Annotated in this window: 11 protein-coding genes and 1 pseudogene; 3 read left to right on the forward strand and 9 right to left on the reverse strand. The window is 64.9% G+C overall.

Annotated elements, in window-relative coordinates; all coding sequences use genetic code 11:
* Positions 1–77: 77 nt before the first annotated feature.
* From AC5Y5Z_RS12515 to AC5Y5Z_RS12540, 6 genes are read right to left on the reverse strand one after another with little or no spacing between them, the layout of a single operon-like run.
* Positions 78–1,559 (reverse strand): class I adenylate-forming enzyme family protein, encoded by a 1,482-nt coding sequence (locus AC5Y5Z_RS12515; protein WP_499925384.1) that lies wholly within the window; start codon positions 1,557–1,559, stop codon positions 78–80.
* A complete protein-coding gene (locus AC5Y5Z_RS12520; protein ID WP_499925386.1) occupies positions 1,556–2,356 on the reverse strand; it encodes an enoyl-CoA hydratase/isomerase family protein in 801 nt (266 codons plus the stop codon). Before AC5Y5Z_RS12520 ends, AC5Y5Z_RS12515 begins: the two co-directional genes overlap by 4 nt.
* Positions 2,353–3,165: an enoyl-CoA hydratase/isomerase family protein gene (locus tag AC5Y5Z_RS12525; protein ID WP_499925387.1), complete on the reverse strand. Its 813-nt coding sequence runs from the start codon at positions 3,163–3,165 to the stop codon at positions 2,353–2,355. Before AC5Y5Z_RS12525 ends, AC5Y5Z_RS12520 begins: the two co-directional genes overlap by 4 nt.
* Positions 3,162–4,409 (reverse strand): acyl-CoA dehydrogenase family protein, encoded by a 1,248-nt coding sequence (locus tag AC5Y5Z_RS12530; RefSeq protein WP_473139045.1) that lies wholly within the window; start codon positions 4,407–4,409, stop codon positions 3,162–3,164. The genes AC5Y5Z_RS12525 and AC5Y5Z_RS12530 overlap by 4 nt, the downstream gene beginning before the upstream one ends.
* Positions 4,406–5,212: an enoyl-CoA hydratase/isomerase family protein gene (locus AC5Y5Z_RS12535; protein ID WP_473139044.1), complete on the reverse strand. Its 807-nt coding sequence runs from the start codon at positions 5,210–5,212 to the stop codon at positions 4,406–4,408. The genes AC5Y5Z_RS12530 and AC5Y5Z_RS12535 overlap by 4 nt, the downstream gene beginning before the upstream one ends.
* A gap of 4 nt (positions 5,213–5,216) precedes the next feature.
* Positions 5,217–6,467: a hotdog family protein gene (locus tag AC5Y5Z_RS12540; RefSeq protein ID WP_499925389.1), complete on the reverse strand. Its 1,251-nt coding sequence runs from the start codon at positions 6,465–6,467 to the stop codon at positions 5,217–5,219.
* A 109-nt stretch (positions 6,468–6,576) separates the two neighbouring features.
* Here AC5Y5Z_RS12540 and AC5Y5Z_RS12545 point away from each other — a divergent pair, with 109 nt between their 5' ends.
* On the forward strand, positions 6,577–7,386 hold the full coding sequence (locus tag AC5Y5Z_RS12545) for an enoyl-CoA hydratase/isomerase family protein (protein ID WP_499925391.1): 810 nt from the start codon (positions 6,577–6,579) through the stop codon (positions 7,384–7,386).
* A 2-nt stretch (positions 7,387–7,388) separates the two neighbouring features.
* Here AC5Y5Z_RS12545 and AC5Y5Z_RS12550 read toward each other — a convergent pair whose 3' ends face one another.
* The gene (locus tag AC5Y5Z_RS12550; RefSeq protein ID WP_499925393.1) at positions 7,389–8,249 is read right to left on the reverse strand and encodes an SDR family NAD(P)-dependent oxidoreductase; all 861 of its coding nucleotides are present in this window, start codon (positions 8,247–8,249) and stop codon (positions 7,389–7,391) included.
* 96 nt (positions 8,250–8,345) lie between these two features.
* On the opposite strand from AC5Y5Z_RS12550, the gene AC5Y5Z_RS12555 reads away from it, so the two are divergent.
* Complete coding sequence (locus AC5Y5Z_RS12555; RefSeq protein ID WP_499925474.1) at positions 8,346–9,848, forward strand: class I adenylate-forming enzyme family protein; 1,503 nt, start codon at positions 8,346–8,348, stop codon at positions 9,846–9,848.
* A 113-nt stretch (positions 9,849–9,961) separates the two neighbouring features.
* Here AC5Y5Z_RS12555 and AC5Y5Z_RS12560 read toward each other — a convergent pair whose 3' ends face one another.
* Both AC5Y5Z_RS12560 and AC5Y5Z_RS12565 read right to left on the reverse strand, forming a co-directional pair.
* On the reverse strand, positions 9,962–10,363 hold the full coding sequence (locus AC5Y5Z_RS12560; protein ID WP_499925395.1) for a Zn-ribbon domain-containing OB-fold protein: 402 nt from the start codon (positions 10,361–10,363) through the stop codon (positions 9,962–9,964).
* Positions 10,360–11,508: an acetyl-CoA acetyltransferase gene (locus AC5Y5Z_RS12565; RefSeq protein WP_499925397.1), complete on the reverse strand. Its 1,149-nt coding sequence runs from the start codon at positions 11,506–11,508 to the stop codon at positions 10,360–10,362. The genes AC5Y5Z_RS12560 and AC5Y5Z_RS12565 overlap by 4 nt, the downstream gene beginning before the upstream one ends.
* A gap of 50 nt (positions 11,509–11,558) precedes the next feature.
* On the opposite strand from AC5Y5Z_RS12565, the pseudogene AC5Y5Z_RS12570 reads away from it, so the two are divergent.
* Positions 11,559–12,387: pseudogene (locus AC5Y5Z_RS12570) on the forward strand (HpcH/HpaI aldolase family protein).
* Positions 12,388–12,406: the final 19 nt, after the last annotated feature.

Genomic DNA, 12,406 nt, shown 5'->3' on the forward strand with positions numbered 1-12,406 from the left:
TGTCGGAGACAACTATATCCGAATACGAGAACTGACATTTCCGCTACTGGTCCAAGAGGTCGGTGCAGTAACCGCCGTCAACGCCGGGGGTTGGACTGGGACGTTGCGGATGCGCCATCGGCGAGCACAGCCAGGTCGCGCTTGACAACTTTGCCAACTTCGTTGCGCGGCAGCTGATCCACGAACACAACACGAACCGGAACCCGATAAGGCGTCAGTCGCTCCCGGCACCAGGACAACAGCTCGATCTCGGAGAGCGATTGGTTGGCGCGCACCACAAATGCCCACGGCACCTCGCCCAGCCGCTCGTCGGATACCCCTACCACCGCCGCATCGCGCACTCCGTCGGCGGCCACCAGCACATCCTCGACCGCGCCGGGAAACACCTTGAGCCCGCCTCGATTGATCATGTCCGACACCCGGCCGTCGAGCCACAGGAAGCCGTCGTCGTCGAACCAGCCGAGGTCACCGGTGTGGAACCAGCCGTCCTCGGTGAGACGGTCGAGGAAGGCCGGGTCGATCTTGCGGGCCGCGGTGGTCGGTGTCCGGACCATCACCTCGTCGTCGGTGACCCGCACGTCGATGCCCGGCAGCGGACGGCCCACGGAGCCGAGCTTGGCTTCACCCCATTCGCGCGCGTCGGCGGCCGACCAACCCACTACTTCGCCGCCGAGTTCGGTCTGACCGTAGGAGTTGAGCACCAGCACGCCGAACTTGTCGCGGAATCGCGCGGCCTGAACCGGAGACAGGGGAGCGGTGATGGACCGGACGATCTCGAGCGGCGACAGGTCGGTGACTGTGTCGTCGTGCAACACCATCGTCAACGCCGCAGGCGGTAATACCGTGGAGCGCAGTCGATGTCGCTGAACCAGCGCCGCGAAGTCAGCGGCCGAGAACCGATCCATCAGTACCACACCCGAACCCGCGCGAAACGCGAACAGCACCTGGTAGATGCCCGCCCATAACGACAAAGACAGCGGTACCAAGTTGGGCATCGGGGCACGTCTCCCGCTCTTGCCGGACTTTGCTCCGCGTAGCTTGGCCAGCAACCGGTCAATGAGATCCAACACAGTGGCATGGCGTAGCGGCACCGGTTTCGGCGGGCCGGTGGTGCCCGAGGTGAACTGCAGTAACGCGACATCGGCGTCGTAGCTGCATGGCTCGGACGATTCGGCGATGGATGTGCTCGCCGACCACGTCAGCCCAGAACGCGTGACGACGGGTAGCTCGAAGGCCGAAAACCGTTGAGCCAGCGAAGGGGTGGTGACTACCGCAACGGGCCGCAACGTTTGCAGCTGGGCGACAAGCTCAGCTTCGGCGACCCGCGGGTTCAGCGGGGTGTACACGCCGCCGGCGTGCCAGGTGCCGAAGAGCGCAGCGACCGTCACGGCGTCATTGGGCAGCATCGCGGCGACTACTTGGCCGGTGGTCAAGCCGATGTCAGTGAGCACCCGACCCATCTGCTTTGCGCTGGCGGTGAGGTCTGCGCGGGTCACCTCGCCGTCGAGGGTGTGCACGGCGACGTCGGGCAGGCCCTTGAGAACCTCGGTCAGACTCACGAATCCCTCTGCAACGGCAGCCAATTCGGTGTTCTCTTGTCGGCGAAGGCTAACGGCCCCTCATTCTGGTCAGGGTGTCCCCACATCGATGTCAGATGCTTGGCGCCTGCCCTGCACGCGTCGGTCAGCCCATGCTCCAGCGCACCCCACAGCGCACGCTTGGTGGCCCGCATGGCCGCGGGCGAATTCTTGGCGATCTGCTCCGCAAGCTGCTGCGCGGCGTCCCGCAATCTTTCGGGCGGATCGATGATTTCGCTGATCATCCCGAGTTCGTATGCGCGTCGTGCGGTCAGCCGCTCGTGACTGCCGACCAGCGCCATGCGCAGCACCGCTTCGGCCGGCACTTTGCGCATCAGGGCGATCGTCTCCAAAGCCGAGACCTGACCGATGGAGACATGCGGGTCGACAAATGTTGCGTCGGACGCGGCGATGACGATGTCGGCGTCGGCCACCCAGTGCAGACCGCCGCCCGCGCAGACACCGTTGACCGCGGTGATCACCGGCTTGCCGACGTTGCAGTGCCAGGCGGTGAGTTTGAGGTCGAGTGTGCGCATCGTCTCCTGGAACTGCAGCACGGCTGCACCGTCGAGTTCTTCGACGTCGGCGCCCACCTGGAAACCCCGGCCGTTCCCGGTGTGCACGATGACGCGGACATCGGGGTCGGCGTCCAATTCCGCCCACGCTCTGGGGAATTCTTCGCGCATCGTGGCGTCGTAGGCATTGAGGCGGTCCGGACGGTTGTTGATGATCCAGCCGACGGGTCCGTGCCGCTCCACGACAAGCCGCTGATAGGTCATGAAACCTCCGCGGATTCGAGTGGTTCCCAGCGCGCGGGCCGCTGCTCCGTCCAGGCCCGGACGCCTTCGGCGTGGTCGGGGTGATTCCGGAGGCGCCAGATCTCTTCGGCCGCATCGTTGCGCGCCTGGGTGAGTCCGACCTCCAGCGATCGCCACAGCGCTTTCTTGGTGGCGCGCATCGCCGTTGGCGAGTTGCGGGCGATGACGGCGGCCAGCCGTGCGGCCGCTTCGCGGAGCTCGCCGTCCGGGACCACCTCGGACAGGATTCCCAGCTCGTACGCGCGCTGGGCCGAGATTCGCTCGCCCTTGCCGCTGAGCGTCATTCGGGCGATCGCCTCCATCGGGGACTTCCGCAGCAGGGTGATCGCCTCGTAGGCGACCGCTTGTCCCACCGATACGTGCGGATCGACGAAAGACGCCGACTGGGCTGCGATGACGATGTCGGCATCGGCAACCAGGTGCAACCCCCCGCCCGCGCACACACCGTTGACGGCCGCGATCACCGGCTTCCACACCTGGCAGTGCCAGGACGAGATCATCAGCGCCGCATCCTTGGTCCGCCGTGAGTGCCGGCGCATCGCCTCCTTGTCCCGGGCTACCTGCACGACGTCCATGCCCGTGCAGAACGCGCTACCGTTTGCGGTGTTGACGATCACCCGCACCTCGGGGTCGGCTTCAAGAGTGGCCCACGCGGATTCGAGCTCGTCGAGCATGAGTGCGTCGAAAGCGTTGCCGGCGTCCGGACGATTCAGGATGAGCCATCCGATGCCGTCCGACTTTTCCACTACGAGTCGTTCATAACCGCTCACGAGCGGGGAATGTCTCGCCACGGCTTGCCTTTCCACGGGTCGGGTTCGCGGGGCAGGCCGAGCACCCGCTCGCCGAGAATGTTCTTGTTGATGTCGGTGGTGCCGCCTTCGGTTGCATTGGCGAGGCTGCGCAGCATGCCGTGCACCTCGGGCGGCATGGCATCCGGATCGTCGGCAGCGGGCCATGCGACTGCATCCGTGCCGAGCAGGTCGACCATCAGGTCTTGAATCTGCTGATTGAGGGTGGCTTGGTGCACTTTGCCGATCGACGACGCAGCGCCAGGGGACTGGCCGGCCGAAAGTGCCGCCCGCACGCGGGCATTGGTCCAGCCCCGGACCTTTTCCTGGGCCCACAGACGCATGACTTTCACTCGGACCACTGGATCATCCCAGCGGCCGGTTTCCTGAGCGAGGGTGATCAGCCGCTCGGCGCTGAAGCCGCCGAGACGTCCCATGCCGCCGGACCCCGACCCCGAGACCATCTGGCGTTCGCTGGACAGCGTCGACGCGCTGACCCGCCAGCCGTCATTGATATCGCCGACCCGGTGCTCGTCGGGAACACGGGCACCGTCGAGGAAGACTTCGTTGAATTCCTTTTCGCCGGTGATCTGACGCAGCGGGCGGACCTGGACGCCTGGCTGGCGCATGTCGAGCAAGAAATAAGTGATGCCTTGGTGTTTCGGTTGGTCTGGATCAGTGCGGGCCAACAGGATGGCGAAGTCGGCTTCATCTGCCCAGGTGGTCCAGACCTTCTGGCCGGTAATGATCCACTGATCACCGTCGCGCACGGCACGGGTGGCAAGTGAAGCGAGGTCGGAGCCGGCGCCGGGCTCACTGAACAGTTGGCACCACTTCTCCTCGTTGCGCACGATCGGCGGCAGGAAGCGCCGTCGTTGCTCCTCGGTCCCGTGGCTGAACAGTGCGGCGGCGGCATTATTGAGGCCCAGCGGGTTGAGCCGGGAAAACCGCAACGGCCGCAGCACGGTTTCGATGGCGCGGGCGGCGTCATCGGTGATGCTCAGCCCGCCGTGTTCGGTCGGCCAGGTGGGCGCGACCAAACCCGACTGTGCGAACGCCGGGTACCACTGCCGGTAATCAGACGGACTCCGAACGGTGCGTAAGGCGTCGGGCCCAGCGGCCGCCGCGGCGCGCCACGTTTCTGGCACCTCGTCGGTGATCCACCGCTCTACCGCGGTGACCGCTTCAGCGACGCTGGTGGCAGGGCCGATTGGTACCGGTGTCATCGGCCCTGAAACTTTGCATCGCGTTTGTCGCGAAAGGCAGCCAGACCTTCGCGGAAATCTTCACTGCGGCTGGATAATTCGAGCGCCATCGCCTCATTCTGCAGGTGACGGTCGAGGTCGAGCCCGTTGCCGCTCTGCAGCAGCCACTTGGTGAGGCCGAGCGCAACCGTGGGCGCAGCACTGAGTGTCGACACCAGTTCGGTTGCGGCAGCTTCCAAGTGGTCAACCGAGACTGCACTGTGGATGATGCCCCACTGTGCTGCGGTGGCACCGGAGATCTCTTGACCCAGCATGAGCAACTGGCGGGTGCGGACCATACCGATCAGGCGGGGCAGCAGCCATGCCGCGCCACTGTCGGGCGTGAATCCGCGTGCCATGAATGGTTCCCAGAACCGGGCGTCGTCGGTGGCCACACAGAAATCGGCGGCCATCGCGACGTGAAACCCCAGCCCCGCCGCCCAGCCACGCACTACAGCCACGATCGGCACCTGGGTTTCCAGCATCAACGGGATCAACCGGTTGGCTTTACTGGGCAACCGGCGCTGCGTGCTGCCCACGCGGGGCTTACGTTCCGATTTCGCATTATTGGCGATCAAGTCGGACCCCGCGCAGAAGTCGGCTCCTTCGGCGTCGATTCGGATGACACGCACCGACTCGTCGATTCCCGCAGCCGCGATATGGGCGATCAGGGCGTCGAGCATCACATCGTCGACGGCGTTGCGGCGATCAGCACGATCAAGGGTCAGCCGCAGTGTCGAATCATGTTGTACGGCTTGAAGTCCCGGAACAGTATTGTAAGTCATTTGGTCAGCGCTCGGTGAATTGCGCTGACACGGCGGTCAATAGGTCCGTCAAGTTGGTGGCACTGCCGGGCGGATCAGGTAGTCGCACCGGTCCGCGATCGCGGCTGGGCAATAGAATCGAGGCATGCCCGGGTGCGGTGACCTGACCGCGATGACTGGTCGCGGCCAGCTCAAGATCGACAGCGGGACGGTCGCCTTCGGCGAGGTACTTACGCACGACGGTGCCGGTGATGGTGTGTAGGTCGCCCACGTAATTGAACAGGCGGAATTCGCAATCGAGTTTCCACAGCCAGGCGTCGTCGCCCATCCAGTCCGTACAGAGGTGGATCAGCCAGGTCTCGCGCATCCGGCCGTAATCAAAGGTGCTGGGATTGCCTGCGTTCCTGGCCGCGCCGGGATCCCAGTGCACCCGCTGCTGAACATCGGGCACGCCGTACTCGTTCCGGGTATAGAAGCGGGGAATGCGTTGCCGGTTGCGCCACGCCAACCGCAACGGTCGAACGCCGTACATCCCGGTGCCCATGCCGACGTGCCAGCAGACCATGTCGGTCACCGTCAGCGGCCCTTTGGTCAGCGGTCCGACCACATCCCCTTCGGAGACGTCCTCCCACCAGCGTGGTTCGGCACCGCGCACTGTCTCGTGCGCATAGCGTTCGTCGAGTTCGGCGATCTCCTCGGCAGTCCACGTCTTCAGTTCGACAGCGTCGTACTTCTTGCGGCCGCGGGCCTTAGTTCGCTCGGTGCGAATCATGTTGCGGTACTGGCCGCCCAGGATCACGCCCTCGTCGTCGCGGAACACCTGGGCCGACCACTCGTGGATTGCCCGGTCTGCGAACTCACTGGGTTTGTCCAGTGCCGCCACCAGCGCATTGCGCCGGTATACCCGATGATTGGCGCGCAACGGCGCCCACCATTCCCGCGCGGAGGACGCGTAGAAGGCGTGCACGCCCCGCAACGGGTCGCCCTTGGTCAGGGCGCGGTCATCGTCGGAGAGCGTGTCGACCTCGTCCTCGCCGATCAGCGTGTCGCCACCGACCAGGGCGGGCGGCGCGACTGACTCAGCCCAGACCGACTTGGCCGCGTACTCCGGATCCGCCCACAGCGGGTTGGCGTCACCGTAGCTCTCGGCGACGTGTCGAAACGCGTCCTCATTGGGACGAATGTAGTGGGGAGGTTGCGGGTGCGGGACGGCGATACCGATGGTGGCGCGCAGTCTGGCCAGTCCCTCATCGGTGATTTGGCCGGTCTCCGGCATCGGATCGCCTCCCCGTTGTGGCCGGTGTGCTAGCCGGACAAGGTGGAAATTAAGATACCCGAAAAGCGGAAACGCCGTTAACGCAGGTCTGAACGGGATGGTTTGCGAGATGAATGAAGAAGTGTCCGGAATAGTGGTGTCGCTCGGCGAGGATGCGGTCGCCCGGGTCACGATCGACCGTACTCAGGTAGGAAATTCGTTGTCTCCGTTGGCACGTGACGCGCTGACCGAGGTTTTCCTACGCGCTAAAGATGACTCCGCCGTGCGCGCTGTCCTGCTCGGCGCCGCCGGCACCCGACACTTCTGTACCGGGGCAGGGTTGGCAGCCACCACGGGGGATCCGCAACCAGAGCGGCGGCCCAGCGACGTGGCGCGGATGTTGCAGCAGGGCTGGCAACGCCTCATCGCATCGGTGCTTGACTGCGACAAACCGGTGGTTGCCGCAGTCAAGGGCGCTGCCGCCGGAGCGGGTGCAAGTCTGGTCCTGGCGTGTGATCTGGTGGTGATGTCTGCGCAGGCAAAGCTCGTCGAGGCATTCGTGCATCGCGGCATCTTGCCCGACTCCGGTGCCGTCCACTTGCTGACGAGAATTGTCGGATTGCGCAAGGCCACCGAACTGTTGATGCTCGGTGAGCCGGTCGACGCAGCGACGTGCGAGCGCCTCGGGTTGGCCAATCGTATAGTGGCACTGGGCGATACCGATGCGGCCGCCGAGGAGCTCGCCGTGCGTCTGGCGGCCGGCCCGACGGTGATGCTGGGGCTGACCAAGCGCTTGTTGTCGGTGTCGTCCGAGTCTGGGCGCGACCGGGCTTTCGAGGAAGAGGCCTGGGCGCAGGAGGTGGTGTCGCGAACCTTGGACCTGCAGGAAGGGCTGGCGTCGTTCGCCGAGCGGCGTCAGCCGCGATTCCTTGGGCGCTGATCTCAGGCCGGTCCGCCGCGAATCGTGAAGGTGGCGCTGTCATCGATCTCGTCGATCGAGTCCGCCACTTGTTCCGCCGACAGCGCTGCGTCCTCAATTCCCTTGGTCACACCGATGAACACCCGCGACACCTTCCCGGCGCCCACCGAATAGATGTGCGCCGTGCGGTCACAGCTGCGGTGCGACAGGTAGACCACCACCGGTGTGACCAACTCTGGATCCATCACCTTGCCCGCCTCGCCCAGGATCTTCTCCGTCATACGGGTGCGAGCGATGGGGGCGACCGCGTTGATCGCGATGCCGTTGCGGGCCCCTTCGATGGCCAGCACATGCATCATGCCGATCAGACCCATCTTGGCCGCCCCATAGTTGGCTTGCCCAAAATTTCCGAAAAGACCAGTGCCCGAAGTTGTTTGAACGATCCTGCCGTAATTCTGCGCCCGCATGACCGGCCAGACTGCTCGGGTGACGTTGAAGGCTCCGGACAGGTGCACCGCGATGACGGCATCGACCTGGTCGGCCGTCATGTTCTTGAACGCGGCGTCCCGCAGAATTCCTGCGTTATTCACCAGTACATCGACCCGGCCGAAGGCGTCGGTCGCGGCGTCGACGATCGCGACTCCGCCCTGCTCGGTCGCCACCGAGTCGCCGTTGGCTATCGCGGTGCCTCCGGCAGTGGTGATCTCGTCGACCACCGACTGGGCTGCCGACGTCGAAGCGCCGCTGCCATCGACAGCGCTACCCAGGTCATTGACCACCACCCGCGCGCCCCGGCGAGCGAGTTCGAGAGCGTGACAGCGACCCAGGCCGCCACCCGCGCCGGTGACGATTGCTACCTGATTGTCGAAAGTCATTGATGGCATGGGTGAGAGGTTACATTTGCTCAATCGAGAACTGACATTTGCATCGGAGGACCCATGGGCGGGTTGCTGCACCAGGCACGCCAGCGGGCCGAGGCCTTGCGCCCTCGTTACCGCGCGGCGGGCCTGTGGTCGGCGACGCCTGTCGATCTGGTGCGTAGCACCGCGGCGCGGTATCCCGGCCGGCTCGCGGTGGCCGGGCGAGCGGTTGAAATGACTTATGCCGAACTGGATGAACGCATCGATTCGGCCGCTCAGGCGATGACCGACGCGGGTGTCACGCCCGGGCGCCCGATAGTGGTGGTGGTCGGCAACGACGTCGAGTCGATGGTGGCCGTGCACGCTGCGTTGCGCGTCGACGCAGTGGTGTTGCTGGTACCGCGCAGTGCGGGTGCCGCGCAGGTTGCGGACATCATCACGCGCACCGGCGCGCACCTTGGGGCGGCGCCGAACTGGGCTGCCGAGGTGCCTGAGTGTCGCTGGATCGAGACGGCCGCGGCCGCCGGCGCCGTCACACCCTCGCGCCCCTCGCGGTCCGCCGATGAACCATGTCTCGTGCTGTACACCTCGGGCACTACGTCACGACCCAAGGGCGTCATTCACTCGCTGAGCACCTTGGCCAAAGCCTCGGCCAACTACATCACGGCGGCGGGTCTCGGGTCTGATGACCGGATCTTGCTCGTCAGTCCACTGGCGTCGGTGACCGGAGTGGTGCAGGCCCTGTTCATCGGGCCGATGCTGGCGATACCGGTAATCCTCGAGGATCGGTGGGATCCTGCGTCGACGAGCGACCTGATGGTCACTTCGGGTGCGACGTGGTACGGGGGACCAGATCGGTTGTTGGACAGAATGCTTGACAGCGCAGTGGGACAGGAGTCCACCGTGCCGTTGCGGGCGGTTTTCTTGGGCGGCACCATGCTGGACCGTCGGATCGTCGAACGTATCGAGGACGATTTCGGCGTCGTGGTCATGCGTGCCTACGGCTCGTCGGAAGTGCCGGTGAGCACGGCCGGCTTGCGCGACGAAGCCAGGGATTTGCGACATGCCGACGACGGGGCGGCGCTCGACGATGTCGAGGTGCGGGTCGGTTCGGTGGCAGAGCCGACAGAGTGTTGTATCCGTGGCCCGCACACGTTTCTTGGTTACACCGACAGCGATGACGACGTAGCTGCTTTTGACGGCGAATGGTTCCGCACCGGGGATATCGCGGAACTGGTAGACGGCCGCGTGCGAATCATCGGCCGCATCAAGGACATTGTGATTCGCAACGGGCTCAAGATCCCTGCTGCGGAGGTGGAGGATGCGGTGTCGCGGATCGCGGGTATCCGCGAGTGCGCCGCCTACTCGGTGGCCGACGCCATCACCGGCGAACGTCTGGCGATGGCTGTCGTACTCGAACCCGGCGTCGAGATGTCACTGGCCGACGCCGTTATTGCGCTGACGTCGGCGGGGCTGCCGAAGTACAAGCTGCCCGAGGAACTGGTCATCTGGACCGAGCCGCTGCCCGTCAATGCCAATAGCAAAGTCGAGCGCGCAAAACTCCACGTTGCAGCCGAGGGACGTCGGCGACTGATCGCCGAGCGCCTGGCTGATGCCAAATGAAGGGGTGAAGGATCGGCGGGACGGTGATCCGTTTCATCGATATTACGAGATAGGAGCACGGGCCGGTGCCCGATGAAGCTTGATGCCGCGGTGGGAGGTCGACCGTCCTGCCGCTACTCGGCGTTGGCGGGTCGAAACACAGGGATGACGAAGCCGTCGTCGTCGGTGCGGAAGGCGATTTCCATTTCCATCTCGGCGCATAGATCCTCGGCGCGACAATCCTGCACGACCGTCATCAGGCGGGGTCCCTCCTCGAGATCCACCATCGCAAGCAGGTAGGGCGTGCGCGCATCGAAGGGTGCCGCGTTCTGGTGGACCACGCTCCAGGTGTAGAGGCGGGCCCGTCCGCTCGCCGGCGCCAACGCGACATCCTCACTCCAGCAGTGTGGACAGAACGGCCGGACGTACAAGGACGTCTTGCCGCAGGCGCGGCACGCGTTGACCATCAGCGTCCGATCCTGGACCGCCGACCACCATGCTTGGCTGTCGGTGTCAATCGTCGGCCGGTCGGTCACGGCCGTCGTCCGAGAATCATTGTGGCGCTGTGGGTAAAGAACCCACCCATAGCGTGGACGCAGGCCACCTGCGCGTCGGGGACTTGGCGCGATCCGCATTCCCCCCGCAACTGTTTGACCGCCTCCACCATGAGGAACATGCCGCGCATGCCCGGGTGACACGAGGCCAGGCCACCGCCATCGGTGTTGGTCGGCAGTGCGCCGCCGGGACGCAGGGCACCGGACCCGATGAACGGTCCCCCCTCGCCCTTTGCGCAGAAGCCGAGGTCTTCTACGGTCAGCAGCACGGTGGACGTGAACGAGTCGTAGAGCTGGCACACGTCGACCTCAGCCGGGCGCACCCCGGCCTGTGCGAACGCACGCGGCCCCGACGTTGCCGCCGGGGAGGTGGTGAAGTCAGGCCACTGGCTCATGCTCACATGTGACGTCGCATCGGCGGCACCAAGGATCCAGATCGGTTCGTGGGAAGAATTTTTCGCGACCCGCTCGCTGGCCAACACCACCGCGCCACCACCGTCGGTGCGCAGACACACATGTTTGGTGGTGAACGGGTCAGCCAGCATCGGCGCGGCCGCGACGTCGGCCGCGGTGATGCGGTCGCGCTCAAAAGCGTTCTCGTTCATCACCGCCCACTCATGGGCAGCGACGGCGACTTCAGCCAGTTGATCGACGGTGGTACCGAATTCGATCATGTGGCGCCTGGCTGCCATCGCGTACTTGGCGATCAGGGTTGCGCCGTAAGGCGCTTCGTACTGCAGTGCGCCACCGGCATCCAGCGCAGCTGCCGACGCGCGTATTCTTCGCTTGACGTCGGAGCGTGCGGTTGATCCGTAGGTCAACAGCGCGACGTCGATCTCGCCCGTCGTGATCGCCGCCGCCGCATGACGAGCCATCACTTCCCACGAAGAACCACCGACATTGGTGGCGTCGACCCAGGAAGGTCGCAGACCGAGGTATTCGCAGACTTCTGCCGGCGGGAGCAAGGATCCGTGCCCACCGAAACCTTCGATGTCGTCCTTGGTCAGGCCGGCGTCCGCGATGGCGCGACGCGAGGATTGCGCCATCAGCGCCATGGCGGTTTTGTCGGGAACGCGCCCGCAGTCCGACAGGCCGACGCCCACGATGGCGACGCGGTCGGACGGCATAGCTAATGGGTACCACATTGTAGCGACCACTGATAACGGTCATTACCCAGATGACGGAAACGGTATTCTCACATCGGCTACGGTGAGCCTATGACGGGAGCGTTGCGGGAAGCGTTGCGGGGCGATTCGCTGGTTTTGTGCCTCGCGTTGCAGAATGCCCGCACGCCGGATGTGCCCGCCATCGCCGCGACGTGTGGATACGACGCGGTCTACGTCGATCTCGAACACACCTCTACGTCCCTGGAAACGGCGCAGTTGCTGTGCGGCAGCGCACTGGCGGCGGGTATCTCGGGTCTGGTGAGAGTGCCGTCCCAGGACCCCAGCTTCATCGCGCGGGTCTTGGATGTCGGAGCCGTTGGTGTCATTGTGCCGCATATAAATTCACGTGAACAAGCTCAAGGCGTCGTCGATGCGGCCCGCTTCCCGCCCGTCGGGCACCGATCGATTTCGGGCCCCAACGCGGTCAGCGGCTATGTCGTGCAGCCGGCTTCGGAACTGATTGAGACGCTGGAACGCAGGACGGTAGTGGCGGTGATGATCGAAACGCCGCAAGGGGTGCAGGCGGCTGATTCGATTGCCGCGGTGGCCGGCATCGACATGATCCTGATCGGACCGAGTGATCTGACTGCCGAGATGGGTATCCACGGCCAGTATGAGAATGATCATTTCCGCCATGCAGTAGAATCGGTTGCGGCGGCTTGCCGTAAGCACGGCGTGGCGCTCGGTGTGGCCGGAATCAAGTCCCTCGACCTGCTGGAACGCTACATAGGACTGGGATTGCGATTCATCTCGGCGGGAACGGACGTCGGAATGATGACCGAAGCCGCCACCAACCGTGCGCAGGCGCTCCGTGCACTCGGGAGCCGCAGCGACGATTGACGGACAACAGGAGGACCGG

The sequence above is a fragment of the Mycobacterium sp. NGS29 genome, assembly GCF_059812965.1.